This is a genomic window from Micromonospora sp. SH-82, assembly GCF_051132485.1.
Classification (GTDB): domain Bacteria; phylum Actinomycetota; class Actinomycetes; order Mycobacteriales; family Micromonosporaceae; genus Micromonospora.
On sequence record NZ_CP148049.1, the window covers coordinates 679,761 to 696,569 of the forward strand.

General features: G+C 71.6%; 18 protein-coding genes. 8 read left to right on the forward strand and 10 right to left on the reverse strand.

What is annotated here, in order from left to right:
* Positions 1–38 precede the first annotated feature (38 nt).
* Positions 39–761, reverse strand: a complete 723-nt coding sequence (locus WHN02_RS03140; protein ID WP_434741971.1) for an ABC transporter permease — start codon at positions 759–761, stop codon at positions 39–41.
* 52 nt (positions 762–813) lie between these two features.
* On the reverse strand, positions 814–1,500 hold the full coding sequence (locus tag WHN02_RS03145; RefSeq protein ID WP_434741972.1) for an ABC transporter permease: 687 nt from the start codon (positions 1,498–1,500) through the stop codon (positions 814–816).
* Between the two features lie 14 nt (positions 1,501–1,514).
* Between WHN02_RS03145 and WHN02_RS03150 the strand changes: the two genes are divergently transcribed.
* Complete coding sequence (locus WHN02_RS03150; RefSeq protein WP_434743798.1) at positions 1,515–2,528, forward strand: ABC transporter ATP-binding protein; 1,014 nt, start codon at positions 1,515–1,517, stop codon at positions 2,526–2,528.
* Positions 2,529–2,641: 113 nt separating this feature from the next.
* Here the strand turns inward: WHN02_RS03150 and WHN02_RS03155 are convergent, their stop codons facing one another.
* The 7 genes from WHN02_RS03155 to folP form a co-directional block, all read right to left on the reverse strand.
* On the reverse strand, positions 2,642–3,139 hold the full coding sequence (locus tag WHN02_RS03155) for a hypothetical protein (RefSeq protein WP_434741973.1): 498 nt from the start codon (positions 3,137–3,139) through the stop codon (positions 2,642–2,644).
* Positions 3,140–3,184: 45 nt separating this feature from the next.
* Positions 3,185–3,493, reverse strand: coding sequence for a hypothetical protein (locus WHN02_RS03160; protein WP_350900072.1), 309 nt, complete (start codon positions 3,491–3,493; stop codon positions 3,185–3,187).
* 53 nt (positions 3,494–3,546) lie between these two features.
* Positions 3,547–4,743 carry an ABC transporter permease gene (locus WHN02_RS03165; RefSeq protein WP_434741974.1) on the reverse strand — a complete coding sequence of 399 codons (1,197 nt, stop codon included), beginning with the start codon at positions 4,741–4,743 and terminating at the stop codon, positions 3,547–3,549.
* A gap of 120 nt (positions 4,744–4,863) precedes the next feature.
* Complete coding sequence (locus WHN02_RS03170; RefSeq protein ID WP_434741975.1) at positions 4,864–5,349, reverse strand: DUF3180 domain-containing protein; 486 nt, start codon at positions 5,347–5,349, stop codon at positions 4,864–4,866.
* 70 nt (positions 5,350–5,419) lie between these two features.
* Positions 5,420–5,947, reverse strand: a complete 528-nt coding sequence (gene folK, locus WHN02_RS03175; protein ID WP_434741976.1) for a 2-amino-4-hydroxy-6-hydroxymethyldihydropteridine diphosphokinase — start codon at positions 5,945–5,947, stop codon at positions 5,420–5,422.
* On the reverse strand, positions 5,944–6,336 hold the full coding sequence (folB, locus tag WHN02_RS03180; RefSeq protein ID WP_434743799.1) for a dihydroneopterin aldolase: 393 nt from the start codon (positions 6,334–6,336) through the stop codon (positions 5,944–5,946). Before folB ends, folK begins: the two co-directional genes overlap by 4 nt.
* 19 nt (positions 6,337–6,355) lie before the next feature.
* On the reverse strand, positions 6,356–7,228 hold the full coding sequence (gene folP, locus WHN02_RS03185; RefSeq protein WP_434741977.1) for a dihydropteroate synthase: 873 nt from the start codon (positions 7,226–7,228) through the stop codon (positions 6,356–6,358).
* Between the two features lie 357 nt (positions 7,229–7,585).
* Here folP and WHN02_RS03190 point away from each other — a divergent pair, with 357 nt between their 5' ends.
* From WHN02_RS03190 to WHN02_RS03220, 7 genes are read left to right on the forward strand one after another with little or no spacing between them, the layout of a single operon-like run.
* Positions 7,586–7,903 carry a hypothetical protein gene (locus WHN02_RS03190; protein WP_350898425.1) on the forward strand — a complete coding sequence of 106 codons (318 nt, stop codon included), beginning with the start codon at positions 7,586–7,588 and terminating at the stop codon, positions 7,901–7,903.
* Between the two features lie 13 nt (positions 7,904–7,916).
* Positions 7,917–8,279 carry a hypothetical protein gene (locus WHN02_RS03195; protein WP_350898426.1) on the forward strand — a complete coding sequence of 121 codons (363 nt, stop codon included), beginning with the start codon at positions 7,917–7,919 and terminating at the stop codon, positions 8,277–8,279.
* 49 nt (positions 8,280–8,328) lie between these two features.
* Entirely contained in the window at positions 8,329–11,715 is a 3,387-nt protein-coding gene (locus tag WHN02_RS03200) for an ATP-binding protein (protein WP_434741978.1), read from the forward strand.
* Position 11,716: 1 nt separating this feature from the next.
* Positions 11,717–13,690 carry an MFS transporter gene (locus WHN02_RS03205; protein ID WP_434741979.1) on the forward strand — a complete coding sequence of 658 codons (1,974 nt, stop codon included), beginning with the start codon at positions 11,717–11,719 and terminating at the stop codon, positions 13,688–13,690.
* A gap of 4 nt (positions 13,691–13,694) precedes the next feature.
* Entirely contained in the window at positions 13,695–14,240 is a 546-nt protein-coding gene (locus tag WHN02_RS03210) for a hypothetical protein (RefSeq protein ID WP_434741980.1), read from the forward strand.
* The gene (locus tag WHN02_RS03215; RefSeq protein WP_434741981.1) at positions 14,240–15,424 is read left to right on the forward strand and encodes a M23 family metallopeptidase; all 1,185 of its coding nucleotides are present in this window, start codon (positions 14,240–14,242) and stop codon (positions 15,422–15,424) included. Before WHN02_RS03210 ends, WHN02_RS03215 begins: the two co-directional genes overlap by 1 nt.
* 13 nt (positions 15,425–15,437) lie before the next feature.
* Complete coding sequence (locus WHN02_RS03220) at positions 15,438–16,040, forward strand: hypothetical protein (RefSeq protein WP_434741982.1); 603 nt, start codon at positions 15,438–15,440, stop codon at positions 16,038–16,040.
* Positions 16,041–16,045: 5 nt separating this feature from the next.
* On the opposite strand, the gene WHN02_RS03225 is transcribed toward WHN02_RS03220, so the two are convergent.
* On the reverse strand, positions 16,046–16,609 hold the full coding sequence (locus tag WHN02_RS03225) for a hypothetical protein (RefSeq protein WP_434743800.1): 564 nt from the start codon (positions 16,607–16,609) through the stop codon (positions 16,046–16,048).
* Positions 16,610–16,809 lie beyond the last annotated feature (200 nt).

Sequence of the window (16,809 nt, forward strand, 5' to 3'; positions counted from 1 at the left end):
CGGGAGGGGAGCACTTCCGTGCCGCCGGTCCGGACGGCTCAGCCCCCGACGACGGCGCTGCTCGCCCGTCGGGCGGCTCGACGGCGTACCGGCCGCAGCGGACGCGGGGTGACCAGCCGCTCGACCCCGGCCAGGACCAGCTCGGCCAGGAGGGCCAGCCCGGCCACCAGGAGCCCGCCGGCCAGGATCTGCCCACCCCCGGCGGCGATGGTCAGCCCGAACCCGGAACGGATGATCTCGCCCAACCCTCCGCCGTTGACGAAGGTGGCCAGCGCCGCGGTGGCGATCACCTGGACCGCCGCGGTCCGGAACCCGGCGGCCAGGTACGGCACCGCCAGCGGCAACTCCACCCGGCGCAGCACCTGCCCACCGGAGAGCCCCATCCCCCGGGCCGCCTCCCGGGTCTGGGGGTCGACCTGCCGTACGCCCGTGTAGGCGTTGGCCAACAGCGGCGGCACGGCGAACACCGCCAACGCCACCACCACCGCCGGTCGACCGAAACCGAGGAAGGTCAACGGCAGGATGGTCAACAACGCCAACGTCGGTACGGCGAGCGTGACGTTGGAGACCAGCAGGACCAGGCCCCCGCCCCGGCCGGTGTGCCCGAGCCAGAGCCCGAGCGGCCAGGCCACCAGGCAGCCCAACGCCACCGCCATGGCCGACATGCTCAGGTGCTCACCGAGCCGGTCGAGGATCCCGCCCGGGTTGGTCCAGTTCAGCGGGTCGTTGAGCCACACCACCGCCTGCTCGACAGCGCTCACCTGCCGTCCTCCCACTCCGCCCGTGCCACCCGACAGTGGTGCCGCCGGCCCCTCATCCGGACCGCCGCGCGAGCCACGGGGTGAGCAGTCGGCTCGCCCCGGCCAGGAGCAGGTCGGCCAGGAGGGCCAGCAGGACGCAGAGCAGCGTGGCGGTCATGATCTGCGCCTTGTAGAAGTTGTTCTGGAACCCGGCGAAGATGAGCTGCCCGAGCCCGCCCCGGCCCACCACCACCCCCACCGTGACCAGCGCCACCGTGGAGACGGTGGCCAGCCGCAGCCCGGTGACGATGCCCGGGAGGGCCAGCGGCAGCTCGATGCGCCACAACCGGCCCCACCGGCCGTACCCCATCCCCTCGGCCGCCTCCCGGATCTCCGCCGGCACCTGGTTGAGCCCGGCCACCGCGTTTCGGACGATCACCAGCAACGCGTACAGGACCACCACGCTGAGCACCGTGACGGCGCCGATGCCGAGGTACGGCCCGAGGAACGCGAAGAGCGCCAGCGACGGGACGGTGTAGAGCACGCCGGTGACGGCGACGATCGGCCCGGACAGCGGGCGGACCCAGTACGCGAGGACCGCCAGCGGCAGGCCGACCAGAGCGGCGATCACCACCGCCCGTACGGTCAGCCAGGTGTGGTCCCCCAACGCCGACAGGATCGTGTCAGAGTTGTCCCGCACATAGTGCCAGGAGAACCACGGGTTGCCCGGGTCGGCCCGGAAGCTCAGGCGGAGGGACATACGTGGACCGTACCTTGGACGACGTCGCCGGCACCGCCCCCGATGGGGGCACCGACGGCCCGCGTGCCGCCTCGATCAGCCTGCGCGGTATCCGTAAGCGCTACCCGGACGGGACCGAGGCCGTCCGGGAGTTGAGCCTCGACGTCGCCGCCGGTGAGCTGGTGGTGCTGATCGGCCCCTCCGGGTGCGGCAAGTCGACGGTGCTTCGCATGATCAACAGGCTGATCGAGCCGAGCGAGGGCCGGATCCTGCTCGACGACACCGACGTCACCCACGTCGACCCGGTCGAGCTGCGCCGCCGGATCGGCTACGTGATCCAGAACGTGGGGCTCTTCCCCCACCAGACCGTCGCCACGAACGTCGGGACCGTACCCCGGCTGCTCGGCTGGCCCCGGGATCGGACCCGACGTCGGGTCGACGAGCTGCTCGACGTGGTGGGTCTGGACCCGGCCCAGTTCGGTCGCCGGTACCCGCACGAACTCTCCGGCGGGCAGCGGCAGCGGGTCGGGGTGGCCCGGGCGCTGGCCGCCGACCCCGTGGTGCTCCTGATGGACGAGCCGTTCTCCGCCGTCGACCCCATCGTGCGGACCCGGTTGCAGGAGGAGTTCCTCCGGTTGCAGGCCGAGGTGCGCAAGACCATCGTCCTGGTCACCCACGACCTCGACGAGGCGGTCCGGCTCGGCGACCGGATCGCGGTGCTCTCCGAGGGCGGTCACCTGGAGCAGTACGACACCCCGGCCGTGCTGCTCGGTGCGCCCGCGACCCCCTTCGTCAGGGAGTTCGTCGGCGCCGACCGGGGCATCAGGCGGCTCGCCGTCACCCCGGTCACCCGGGACGACCTCGATCCGCTGCCCGCCGGCGGCGTCGACCTGCCCACCGTGGCCGTGGGCAGCCCGGCGTACGACGCACTGGCCGCGATGCTCGCCGCCTCGGTGGACCGGGTGCTGGTCAGCGAGGGCGACACCCCGGTCGGCGTCCTCACCCGGCACCGGCTCCTCACCACCGGACCCGACCAGCCCACCGGCTGACCGAGCCCCGGGGGCGCGGCCCGCGGAGCGACCACCGACTGAACCAGGGCCGGGGACGCGGCCGGGAGCGACCCACCGGCCGACCGGGGTCGGGGAGGGGTCGGCGGTGGGCGTCAGGCCCGGCCGCCGAGGCTGGCCACCCCGACGATCCAGCCGGCGAAGAAGCCGTACGTGACGCCCATCCCGGTGGACTGGAAGGCGGTCGCCAGCGAGGCGTCGGCCTCCAGGAACGAGCTGAGGAACGCGGTGAACCCACCGGCGAGGACGTACCCCGCCCAGCCGGTGAAGAACTGGCTGAGTCCACCGGGCACCCGGGCGGCACCGGTGGTGGGCAGCAGGTAGAGGAACCCGGCGGCGAGCACCACCAGCAGGAGCGCCCGCAGGTCGGCCGGGGACAGTCCCGGTACGTCGTCGAACCCGAGCTGCCACGCCGGCCAGGCGAGCAGACGCAGGAACCAACCGCCCGCACCGGCCGGGTCGGTGTTGGCCTCGGCCCAACTCACGTACGCCGGGCTGCCGCAGACTCCGACCAGGACGAGCGCGGCCACCGCGCCGGTCCCCGCCGCGGTCCCGTGACGCCGGGCGGTGCCGGAAGCGTTCGTGACTGCCATGACGTGATCAGTTCCCGCTCCGCCGAGGGGGGCAAACCAAACCGTCTAGTGGCTCATCAGGTAGTCGATGAACTTGGCCCGCAGCAGCGGCGCGGTCTCCTCGTACCCGTGACCGGTCAGCTCCCGCCACAGGGCCACCGCCTCGTCGACTGTCGGCCCCACCGAGTTGGGGGCGCCGTCCAGCATCGCGATCTCGTCGGCGTTGGGCAGACGTCGCAGGATGGACCAGAAGAACCCCACGTCCCCCCGGTCCCGGGCCACCGCGAAGGCCTGCTCCCGCAGCTCCTCAGTGGAGAGCGCGTCGAGCTCGTCGAAGGACCGACCTCCGGTGCCGGCTGCTGATGTCTCGGTCATCTGCCGAGCCTAACCGGCGAGATCACGGCGCGCCCGTCGGACGTGGCCGAGGCTCAGCCGTCGCCGTCGTCCCACCGGCGCGGGCCGACCTGCCAGTCCGGGCGGGCCCAGGGGTCGACCGGCCGGGACCGGGGTCCCTCGGGCGGAGCGGGTGACCAGGTCTGTACCGGCCGGGACCGGGCGACCGACCATCCTCCGCTGCTGCCCAGGTCCCCCGACGTACCCCCGTCCGGGTGGTCCACCGTCCCCGGCCTCGGCCCGCCGAACGTCTCCACCATCCGGGTGACCAGCAGCCCCACCCCGAGCGCCACCGCACCGACCGCCCACCAGCTGACCGCCCATCCCCGGGCCTGCACCCAGGCCAGGAAGAGGGCGACCAGGCAGACCGCGAGGAAGGTCCCGAAGATCCCACCCCGGCGTCCGTACGCGCTCGTCCCGGCGAGCAGCGCGGTGCCGACCGCCAGGACGGTGCCGTCCAGGCCGGTGGTGGGGGCGACGGTGGCGGTGGCACCGGTGGCCAGCAGCGTCCCTCCGAGCATCGCGAGCGTGGTGGAGACGACCAGGGCGAGGGCGGTCAGGACACCCGCCACGGCACCACCCCGCAGCACCGGGTCGACAGTCGGTCGGGCCCGACCGACGAGCCGCCGGACCGTCCGGATCGCCCCGAACAGCCCACCCAGGACGGCGAGCGCGGCGAACGCGGCGAACAGGTGCAGTGCGGCCCGGCGCGGGTCGTGGTCACCCTGCGCGACGACGGGGGCCGTCCGCTGCTCGATGTACCCGATCACCGCGGCGGCTCCGGCGAGGCTGGCCGCCCAGCTCGGCACGTGGAGCACCACCACGACCAGGGCCAGGGCCAGCCCACCGAGGACGGCGACCACCACCGCCGGGCCGAGGACGGCGGGGACGCTGCCGTCGCCCCGCTCGGCGAAGTGCAGGGCAGCGGCGACCGCCACCGGCCCGACGGCCAGGTTGACCGCAGCGGTACGCAGGCTCAGTCCGGCGGCGAGGGTGAGCAGCCCCAGGGCTACCAGGTCGATCAGCAGGTCACGCAGTGCGTCGCCGCGCAGCGCCGCAGGCTGCGCCTGCCAGAGCAGACAGGCCACCACCAGCGCCCCGCCCAGGAGCACCATCTCCCAGACCAGGTGTACGGCGAGCCGGTCGGGGCCGGTCTCTGCCGGAGACGGGTCCTCGACGGCCACGGGGGCGTCCGGTGGCGCTCCCGTCCGGCCAGCTTCGTCGTACGCCATGACGCGCGCCTCCCACGGTGCCCGAGGTCCGCACTCCGTGGCGGGCCGACGGCGGCCGTTGCTCCCTGCGGTCGCACGGCGACGGTACCCGGGGCCCGGGCCGGATGTAACCCCCGTCGATCAATGCCGCCCGGGGCGGCCCTCCCGCGAGCCGGGTTCCCGCTCGTCACCCGACTCCTCGGGCACCCGGCAGGAGCGCTCCAGCCACAGCGCCGCCACCACCAACGCCACCGAGGCGAGCAGGCCCGCCCCGGCCGCCGGCCGGTCGTTGACGGCGGCGTTCGTCTGCTCGATGAACAGCCACCCCGTCACCCCGGCGTACCCACCGGCGAAGATCGCCCCAGCCAGCGCCGAGGCCTTCGCCAGCACCACGAACCGGGCGACCAGCAGCGGGTCGACCGGCTCCCGGCCCGGCCGGCCCGCGATCCGGCTCCGGGTGTTCGCCGCCGCGTACCCCTCGAGCACTGCGAGACCGGCCAGGATGACCACGGGCAGCCAGGGCAGCGGCGGCAACGCCCGGTAGTAGAGGCTGCTGATCAGCAGCCAGACGACGGCGGCGGTACCGAGTGCCGCCATCACCAGGGCGGAGATCCTGGTGGGTTCCATCCTCGGGCGGTCCGGGTCCGTCCCACGGGGCGGTGGGGACTGGGTACTCATACCGGCCGGCTCCCTCGGATCATGCGGTCGACTCTATCGCCAGATCGGGGCGGGGACGTACGGCAAGCGCGTCCTGTGCCGCCGGGCCGGTGGTGAGCAGATCGGTCAGCCACCCGTGCCCCGGCAACCGACCGTACGGCTGCACGTCGATCCACGGCCGCAGCACGAAGGCGCGCAGATGCGCCCTGGGGTGCGGCAGGGTCAGCTCCGGATCGTCGCTGACCACCGGTTCGTCGTCGGCATCCCAGACGGTGATCACGTCGACGTCGAGGGTCCGTGGGCCGAACCGGCGGGCCGGGTCGCGGGTTCGTCCGGCCTGCGCCTCGGCCCGTCGCGCCCGCTCCAGCCAGTCGGCGGGGGCGGCGGCCGGGTCGGCCGCCAGGACCACCGCGTTGAGGTACGCCGGCTGGTCCTCGTCACCCCACGGCGGGGTCTCGTAGACCCCCGACACCAGGAGTACGGAGTCACCGAGGGAGGCCACCGCGCTCCGTAGGTGGCCGAGCCGGTCACCGAGGTTGCTGCCCAGCGACAGCAGTGCCCGGGTCACCGTCCCTCCCCGTCGCCCGGTCGGCTCCGACCCGCCGCCGGACGACCCCGGGTCAGGGTGACGGCCACGTCGGTGAAGGTGTGCGGCACCGGGGCCTGTGGTTTGTGCACAGTGATCGTGGCGGTGATCACCCTCGGGTCGGCCAGGCAGACGTCGAGCAGCCGATCGGCGAGCGTCTCGATCAGGTTGACAGGTTCGCCGGTGACCACGGCGACCAGCCGGTCGGCCAACTCCCCGTAGTGGACGGTGTCGGTCACCTCGTCACTGCGGGCCGCCCCGGAGAGGTCCAGTCGCAGGGTCGCGTCCACGACGAAGTCCTGCCCCTGGAGCCGCTCGAAGTCGTACACCCCGTGTCGACCGTGGGCGCGCAGCCCGGTCAGGGTGATCATGTCGGTCTCCGTCACCAGATCACCCTAGGGGGTCGGACCCGCGGGACGGGTCGACGACCAGGCGGGGGCGGCCGGTGGCGGCCCAGACGGCCAGGGCGTCGACGATGCCGCGGACGTCGTGCACGCGTACGCCCCAGGCACCGGCGGCCACCGCGAGGACACTCGTCGCGATGGTCGCCGCAGCCCGGCCGTCCGTCGGGCGGGGGGTGCCGTCGGGGGCGGCGAGCAGTCCACCCAGGTAGGACTTGCGGCTCGCCGCGAACAGCAGCGGAAACCCCAGGTCCACCAGTTCCGGCAGGCGGGCGCTGAGCGCCCAGTTGTGGGCGGCGGTCTTGGCGAAGCCGAGTCCGGGGTCGAGCACGATCCGGTCCGCTGCCACCCCGGCCCGCAGGGCCTCCTCGACACGCTGCGACAACTCCGCCCGGACGTCGGCGACCACGTCGGCGTACCCGGCCAGGTCCCGCATCCCCCGGGAGTGCCCCCGCCAGTGCATCAACACCCACGGGCAGCCGGCGTCGCGGACCACCCGGGCCATGTCCGGGTCGGCCAGTCCACCGGAGACGTCGTTGACCACGTCCGCGCCGGCGGCGAGCGCAGCCTCGGCCACCCGGGCCCGGGTGGTGTCGATGCTCACCGACACTCCGGCGGAGGTCAGCGCCCGGACCACGGGCAGCACCCGGGCCAGTTCGGTCCGCGCGTCCACCCGCTCCGCACCGGGCCGGGTGGACTCGCCACCCACGTCGACCAGCGCCGCCCCCTCGTCACGCAGTCGCACCCCGTGTGCGACGGCCGCGTCGAGATCGGCGTATCGGCCACCGTCGGAGAAGGAGTCGGGAGTGACGTTGAGGACACCCATCACCACCGGGGGTTGAACCTGTACCAGATCGGTCACGACTCGACCGTACCGGTCGACACGGCGGGCTTCGGCGAGCCCGGGTGCCCGCCCGAGGACCACCGCTGACATGCCGATTGGCACAACAGTGCGATCGGCCATCCGGGCCCGATCGGGTCGACTCTTCGCGGCTTGTCGCAAAGGAGGGCGGGCCGTACGCTTTGGAATTGCCCAGCAGCGAGACGGCGAGACCCGGAGGGAGGGCCGAAGCGGGAGCAAACCGCCCAAAGTCCGCCACTTTCCGTGGTGGACCGTCAACCCAGGGTTGACGACGCTGTCCTGCAGCGACCAGAGTTTCCCGCCCGGCACGACCACCGCACCGCCGCGGCACGCCGGCCGCGATATGGGGAGGTTCCAGTGATCGCCATCCAGCTCCTGGAGACGGCGTCATCCGGCGTCGCCCAGACGCTCCACACCCTCGCGTCGACCCCACTCGCCGCAGAGCCGGCGCCCAAGGGCATCAACACCGAGGGTGTCGTCAGTTTCTTCGCCAGCAAGATCGCACCCATCCTGCTCGCCGTGCTCGGTGTCATCTTCATCGGCCGAGCCAGCCGGGGTGAGATCTCCAAGGTGCTGACCAGCTCCGCCATCGCGATCGTCGGGCTGGCGTTCATCGCCGGGGCCGCCACGCTCTTCTTCGTCGGCGACTACATCATCAACCTGATCTTCGAATAGGCGCGGGCACGACATGCGGCTGCGCACCGACGACGACATCTACCGGGCCCGCCTGGTCTACCTCGGGCCGCCCGGCTACACGCTGCCCGTTCACCTGCCGTACGCCCAGTACGGCCTGTTCATCCTGCTCGTGCCCCTCTACATGTTCATCCACTGGCTGTTCACGTTCAACGTCGAGCTCTTCCCCGCCTGGGAGATCGCGCTCGCGATCGTGACCACCTCGTTCATCTTCCGGTACGTCGATCCGGACCGGCCGGCGCGAATGGTGATCCGCACCGCGCTGACCGACTGGCGACGTACGCGGGAGCCGGCGACCGAACAGCGTGATCCGCGCCTGGTCGGCAGCAGGATCAGGATCCGGGAGGAGCTGGCATGACCGGGCGTACGCCGTCGCGGGGGCTGAGCGAAGCGGGTGAGGCAGCCGAATGAACCGCCCCTCCACGCCGGGCTACCCGGCCGGACACCGCGCCGCACCACCCGGTAACCGTGCGCGTTCGTTCGACTACCCACAAGCCGACGACGGGGACGAGTCCACCCTGGACCCGGCGCTGGCGACCAGCCCCGGTCAGGGCGGTGTCGGCGTCTTCCAGGCCCCCCGCCCGGTACCGGCCCGCCCCAGGCCGCCGGCGGAACCGGCCACCCCGATCGACGCCGACATCGACTCCCCCTTCCTCGACCTCTTCGGCGGCACCCGCCCCCGGATGGTCCGTCCGGCCATCGCCGGCCCCGGACGCGTCGTCGACCGGGAGCACCCCCGCACCATCCCGCACCAGCCGACCGCCCCCGCCCCGGTCGAACCCCCGGCGCCGACGGCGACCAGCCGACCCGCTGTCGAACCCCCGCCACCGGTCGAGACCACCCGCACCTCCGAGCCCCCCGCGCCCCGGGTGCCGCAGCAGGCCGCCGGCCGTCTCCCCGCCCCCCGTCCGTCGGCCGGGCCGGAGACCCTCGACGGCCGGGCACCGGTCGACGCCGGGCGGACCGCCGACGCCGAGCCCGCCATCGACCGGACTGCCCCGACTCCCCCCGCCGGCCCCCGGACGGCCCCCACCGGCCCCCGGACGGCTGCCTCCGCACTGCCGCCGCCCCCCGCACCACAGGTGCCGACGGCACCGGAGACGCCCGCACCGTCATCACCTCCCGCGACCCGGGAGGTGACGCCGCCACGGCAGCGCTCGACCGGCCGCAGGTCGGACCCGAAGGACCGGTCCGACCGTCCGATCAAGCCCCGTCGGATCAACCCGCCGAAGATCAAGTTCGGCGACCGGGATCCCGCCGCCGAACTCGCCATCACCGAGATCGCCGGACACCTCACCTTCACCCCGAACACCGTCACCGCCTGGTACTGGCTACCCGAGGTGCGATGGGCCTTCCGCCCCGACGCCGAGCGGGAGGCGCTGCTCTCCGCGATCTCCGAGCAGTACGCCGGACTGGCCGGTTTCCGGCTGCACCTGCGCCGCACCACCCGGCCCTTCCCGGCCGACGAGTGGGCGCGCACCATCGACACCCACACCACGGCGCCCCTGCCCGACGTGGCGGGCACCCCCGGCTGGGCCGACCACCTGGTGGCCGCCCAACGTCACCTGCTCTCCGTCAACCACGCCGAGGGGCAGACGTACCTCGGTGTCACCTTCGCCCGCCGGTCCCTCGGCGACTCCCTCGCCGAACGGATGCTCAGCATGTTCGGCCGGGGAGTGGCCGAAGGGGAACGCCGTCGACTCGGCCGGACCGTCGAACAGTTCGACGAGGTCCTCGGCGCGTTCGGCATGCGCGGCCGACGGGTCACCGCCCAGGAACTGGAGTGGCTGCTCTACCGGTCGGTGGCGCTGTGCATGGCCCCGCCGGGCGTCCTCTCCCCGGTCACCGACGGCCGATGGGAACGCGGCGACCTCCTCGCCCTCACCGAGCAGGTCGAGCGCTACCGCACCCCGTACGGCACCACCGTCAAGCTGGTCAACCGGATGACCGGCGAGGAACGGCACGTGGCGGTGCTCGCCGTCGGACGGATGGAACCCCTGGAGATCCCCGAGCGGCACGAGCCGTGGCTGCACTTCCACGAGCGCCTGCCCTGGCCCATGGAGATCTCCACCCGGGTCGACATCCTCGGCTCCAGCGACTCCTTCCGCAACCTCGAACACCGGCTGCGGATGATCCGTTCGCAGCAGCTCGACTACGCCGAGCACGGCATCGACGCCCCGCCGGAGCTGGAACGACTGGCGAAACGGGCACTGGTGATCGGCGACGAGATGACCACCGGGCTACCCGTCGACTCGGCCCGGGCCCACGGCTGGCACCGGATCGCCGTCGGTGGGCGGACCCGGGAGGAGTGCCTGGAACGGGCCCGCCGACTCATCCAGCTCTACTCCCGCGAACTGCGGATCTCCCTGCAGCACCCCAAGAACCAGGACTGGCTGGCCCGGGAGTTCATCCCTGGCGAACCCATCGCGAACACCGGGTACGTCCGCCGGATGCCGGTCAACCTGCTCGCCGCCGCCCTGCCACAGGCCGCCAGCACCGTCGGCGACCGCCGGGGCGACCTCATCGGCCGTACCGCCGGCACCTGCCGCCGCCCCGTCTTCCTCGACCTGCACTTTCCGATGGAGGTACGGGAACGATCCGGGCTGGCCGTCTTCGTCGCCGAGCCGGGTGGCGGTAAGTCGACCCTGCTCGGTGCGCTCGGCTACCTGGCCGCCCGCCGAGGAGTCCAGGTCACCCTGCTCGACCCGTCCGGCCCCCTGGCCAGGCTCTGCTCGATGCCCGAGCTGCGACCGTACTCCCGGGTGCTGAACCTCACCGGCTCCGAACACGGCACCCTCGCCCCGTACTCGCTCATCCCGACCCCACTGCGCACCGAGTTCGCGGCCGGGCCCGGCGGAGACCGCGAGTACGAGATCGCCGTCTCCAACGCCCGGGCCGAGCGCCGGATGCTGGTCCAGGACATCTGCATGATGCTGGTACCGCCCCAGGTGGCCCGCGAGGCGTCCACCGCCACGCTGTTCCGGCACGCCGCCCGCCAGGTGCCGGCGGAGGAGACCTCCACCCTCGACGACGTGGTGAGCTGCCTCGGTCAGATCGACGACGACGCCGGACGGGAACTGGCCAACCTCCTGCTCGACACCGCCGAGATGCCCCTCGCGATGCTCTTCTTCGGGCGACCGCCGGAGGGGCTGCTCGGCCCGGACGCCGCCCTCACCGTCATCACCATGGCCGGCCTCCGACTCCCCGACCTCAAGATCGAACGCGAGTACTGGTCGGCCGAGGAGGCGCTGGCCCTGCCCATGCTGCACACCGCACACCGGCTGGCCGTCCGCCGTTGCTACGGCGGCTCGATGTCCTCACGCAAACTCGTCGGCCTCGACGAGGCCCACTTCATGGAGGGCTGGCGCTCCGGACGGTCCTTCCTGGTCCGGTTGGCCCGCGACTCCCGCAAGTGGAACCTGTCGGCCCTGGTCGCCTCCCAGAATCCCCGAGACATCCTCAGCCTCGACGTACAGAACCTGGTCTCCACCGTGTTCGTCGGCCGGATCGCCGAGGACGCCGAGATCGCCACCGAGGCGTTACGCCTGCTCCGGGTGCCCGTCAACGACGGCTACGAGGCGACATTGGCCTCCCTGTCGACCGCCGACGCCACCTCGGCCACCCGCCTCGGGTTCCGCGAGTTCGTGATGCGCGACGTCGACGGTCGGGTGCAGAAGGTCCGGGTGGACGTCTCGTACGTCGAGGGCCTCCTGGAGCACCTCGACACCACGCCCACGGCGGTCACCCCGACCGTCGGAACCCTACCGACCAGCCTGTCAGACCTGGAGGCGTGACATGGTGAGGGCCCGGGCACGGATCGCGGCGCTCCTCCTCACGCTCGGCGTACTCGCCGGGGCGACGATCTCGTGGCCGTTGGCCGGAGCCGCCCCGGCGTACGGGGCACCGCTTCCCAGCCAACAGGCCCCCGCCGACCTCTGTTCCACCCAGGAATGGCAGGCCGACTTCCGGGCCTGTGTGGCGAAGCTCCAGCAGGTGGCCGAGTCGGAGGTGACCTGCCGACGTCCGCCCACCCCCGCCGCGCCGGACTCCGGACTCGCGGGCTGGTTCGCCGCCCGCCCCGACTCGGCGAAGGAGCCCGGGCCAAGAGGCTTCTACAGCGAGTACGGCTACGCGGGTTACAGCTACACCACGTACGACATCGACACCGGCTGCGCCACCGCCGTCCTGCACCCGGACTACAAGTTCACCAACACGGTCGCCAACGGCGAGTTCATGGTGGCGACGGCGATCGTCGGTGCCTCGAACGCGCTCCGGGAACGCGCCTGGGATCCCGGGTCGATGTGGGGGTGGGCCGATCCCCTCGTCGACCAGGCGACAAAGGCCGTGTACCAGAAGGTCTTCAGTGTCTTCGGCATCGTCACGCTCTGCGTCGTCGGTCTGTACCTGCTCTGGCGGTCCCGCCAGTCCGACATGAGCAACGCCATGACGACCGCCGGCTGGGCGGTGTTGGTCATGGTGGCGGTGACCGCGCTGGCCGCCTGGCCGGTGAAGTCCGCCAACATCGCCGACGGCACCCTGGTGACCACCCTCGGGGTGGTCCACGACGCCGTCGGTCCGGCCGCCCGTGATACGCCACCGGATCAGTGTGATGATCCAAATCCAGAGGCATGCAAAGACAACCGTCCTCCAGCAGTACGCGCCAGTGACACCGCCGCCGAATCAATGCTGTACCGCAACTGGCTTCGGGGCGTGCTCGGCTCGGCAGACAGCGAGACCGCGAAGAAGTACGGCCGCGCCCTGTACGACGCGAAGTCGCTGACCTGGGAGGAGGCCGAGAAGCTCCGCGAGAACCCACTGACGCGTGAAGCGACCATCAAGGCCAAGCAGCGTCAGTGGATGACGGTGGCACAACAGATCAAGACCGAGGACCCGGAGGCCTACGAGTACCTCCAGGGCACCCGGGACATGGACCGCGTCGGTGCCGGTTTCATCGCGGTCCTCGCCGCCCTGCTCTTCGCGATGTTCGACCTCACTGCGTCGCTGCTCGTGCTGCTCGGCTTCCTGATCTTCCGGTGGGCGGTGATCGCCGCTCCCATCCTCGGCACCCTCGGTCTGCTCCGGCCGGCCAGTGCCGGACTACGCCGCCTGGGCAACGCCGTCGTCGCGGCGGTCTTCAACATCGCCATCTTCGGCACCGGAGCCGCGATCTACCTCTTCGCGGTAGACCTGATCATGAGTACTCCCACGCTTCCGGGCTGGCTCCAGGTGGTGTTGGTATGGCTCTGTGGTGTGGTCGGCTGGCTGCTACTGCGTCCGTACCGTCGGATCACCCAACTGGGTGGCAAGGACGGCAACGGTGCGGTCGGCCCTGCGGGCTCCTGGCACCGACGGTTCTTCCGGGACATGCGAACCGCCGCCCGACTGGACGCGGCTGAATCCGGCACCGAATCGGTCAAGGGCAGCAGACGGACCGTGGTGGCCGAACAGACCAGGCTCCGTCCCGAGGCTCGGCTGGAGGACCCGGTCCACGCGGGTACCGCCCGGTCGGACCGGCCCCGACCCGACACCGGCAAGGAGCGCCCCGACGGCCGGGAACGGCCAGAACAGTCGGTGGCGCCCGACCGGGAGCAGGCGACCTCCAAGGTCGCCGCCCCGCCCCGTCCACGCCGTCGCACCTCCTCCACCTGGACCGAGCCGGACGTACCGGAGGAGGCACCGTCGTTCGCGATCTACCGGCCGGGCTCCGCCGACCGCACCCCGACCACTCCGGTCCGGCCGGCCCCCCGGGTACGCTCCGAGGCACGGTGAGTCGATGCGCGGAGCACTGGAGTTCCTGACCACCCGGGTCCTACGGTCCCGGACCGGTGTCGCGGTGGTCATCGCCGTTCTGGTCTTCGGTGTGATCGCGACCGCACGGGTGGTGACGGGAACGACCGAAGCCGGGACCGGACTGACCGGCCGCCCGGTCCAACCGATCACCACGGTCGACCCCACAGTCGGGGACGACGGAGTCCTCTCACCGATGGCACCGCCAGAACCCGTCACCAGCCCCGGTGAACTGCCCCCGACGGAGGCGGCGAAGCGGTTCACCGCCGCTTGGCTCGGGCGGGAGGGCATCAGTGCCGATGATTGGCATGCCGACATGCGTCCCCTGTCGACCTCGGCGCTGACCGAGAAGCTGACCGACGCCGATCCGGTGACGGTGCCAGCCGGGCAGATCACCGGCGAGCCCACGCTCCGTCCCCGCGACGAGACCTTCGTCGAGGTGCTGGTTCCGCTCGATGCGGGACAGCTCCGGTTGGAACTCGTGGCGCCGGACGGAAGATGGTTGGTGGATGCCGTGGACTGGGAGCGATGATGAGCGACGACGTCTCGCGTACGGATGCCGGGCCCCGTCGCCCACTACTACGGCTCGGCGCCCTGGCGGCGGCGCTGACGGCGACCCTCGCCCTGTTCTGTTGCACCGGTGGAGCCGGGGCCTTCTTCCTGACCGAGCTCGGCGGTGGTTCGACCGATCCGGTGCTGGAGAGCGTCTCCTCGTGCACCACGGACCAGCAGGTGGACGTGACCGGCAAGATGCCCAGGACCGCCGGGTACGGCGAGTCACAGCTACGCAACGCGGCAGTCATCATCAAGGTCGGCCAGGACATGAAGGTTCCTGCCCGAGGCTGGGTGATCGCCATCGCCACCGCCATCCAGGAGTCCGCCCTCAAGAACTACGCCAACTCGCGGGTACCGGAGTCCCTCGCGATCCCCCACGAGGCGGTCGGCCAGGACCACGACTCGGTGGGGCTGTTCCAGCAGCGACCGGGGTGGGGTTCGGTCAAGCAGCGGATGACGCCCGCCTACTCGGCCCGCAAGTTCTACGAGAAGCTGGTCGAGGTACGTGACTGGGAGAACCGTTCGCTGACCAGCGCCGCCCAGGCAGTGCAGATCAGTGCTTTCCCGGACGCCTACGCCAAGCACGAGGAGACGGCGAGCCTGATCGTGGACGCACTGGCCGGTGGCGCTGCCCGCACGGCCCGGATCGCGGAGCAGGACGTGTGTGACGTCGCGGCCCAGGGGGTGACGGCGGCGTCTGGCTGGACTGCTCCCGTCCCCGGAGGGGTCGGCTCCGGTTTCCGTACCAGCCAACGGCCGAGCCACAACGGTGTGGACATCGCGGCCCCGAAGGGCACCCTGATCCGGTCCGCCTCCGCCGGTCGCGTCCTTGTCTCCCGGTGCGACCCGGACCGGGCCGGACGACTCGACTGCGACGTCGACGGCTGGCCCGACAAGGGTGGGTGCGGTTGGTACGTGGACATCCTCCACTCCGGAGGCAACATCACCCGCTACTGCCATCTGGTCGAGCGCCCCGACGTGCGGGTCCGAGACCGCGTCCGGGCCGGTCAGGTGATCGGCAAGGTCGGTAGCAGCGGCAACTCGTCCGGCCCTCACCTGCACTTCGAGGTACACGTCAACCGGGACCAGTCGAGTGCCGGGGCTGTCGACCCGGTACCCTTCATGCGGCAACGAGGTGCCCCACTGAAGGGGGCGGCATGAGTCGCCAGCAACGATGACGGGTCCGGTACCCGATCCCTTTTCGGAGCAGCCGGACTGGGCCCCGCGCACGCCGAAGTCGATCGAGGTCGTGCCGGCCACCGACCGGGTCGACCTTCGCGGCAAGCGGGTCTCGATCGGACTTCCCGGGCTCGGCTGGCGGAGCGACCTACGCGCCGACGAGCGGGTCGTCCAGTCCAGTCGCACCTACGTACCGGTGATCCCCGAACACGAGTGGTACCGCGCCGAGTCCGAGCAGATCGAGGTCTTCGCACCCCTGGTACCGGTGGAGCGGGTCTGGGTCGAGACGGTGTCCGCCGCACCGACGGTGGCCGACATCTTCGGTGATTCCGGCATCCGACTCGTGTCTCTGGACGCCCCTACGCACCACGCACCGACCCCGGTCTTCGAGGCCGACTCCGTCGTCGGCCGCCGCGTCGTACACGTCGACGGGTCCACCGAGAACCGCGACCTCCGGGCGGTCACCGAGAGCTACTCCGGAACGGACGGGGACATCTGCGTGCGGGTCACGCCGGAACTGGAGTGGTACCGCTGGGCCTGGCGCGGTCAACCACCGAACACCCTCGAAGTCCCCGTCCATCTTCTGTGGATCGAGTAGAAGGCCTAACTCACCTTGCGTCCTGCGCAGACTCGCCACTCTTCAGAATCAAGAAAAACATCGAACTGCCATTCTTCTCGGCGGCTGCTGCGTGAAACACCCTCAGCCGAACTCGAAATAGTCAGGTTAGTCACAACAGAACGCCCTACGTCCCCACCGCTAGCTTTCAACGCACCCCATGTCACTGCGACTGAAACGTCAAACTGCGCTTCCCGGCTTTCGATCTCGTTCCGTAAGGCACGAACAGCATCGAGGTCGGCAGAGGATTCGCAGGTGAAGAAGCTCGCTCTGGTGTCGTCACGGTCAACCAGAAAGGCCCGCAGATAGTTGTCGACGACGACGTCGGGGGCGCTGCGGTCCGGGGCCGTCGCTCGGTCGTACAGGAGGTATCCGGCGGCGGTGCCGGCCACCGCGAGTACCGCGAGGAGACCGATCACCAGGGTGACGACGACGCCCGCCCGGTTGCGCGGGGTCGGCGGGGTGGGGGTGACCGGTGGGGGCGCGAACTCGTCGGGTGGGGTCCGTTGCGCCGGTACGCGGGACACCTGGGAACCGGCGGGGGGCTGCACTGATTCCACCCTCTGAGGCTAACGGTTCCCGGCCCGGTACCCAATGCCTGATTTTCAGCGGATCGTGAGGGGCCGTACCCGACGGGTGAGGGTTCCTGGTGATCCACGACAAGAACGTCGAAGCGCCGCAGTGCATCCCGGACGTCAGGGTCAGGCTGGGATACGGTCTGGGGTCGGGGCAGGTGTCAGCCGGCTTCGGG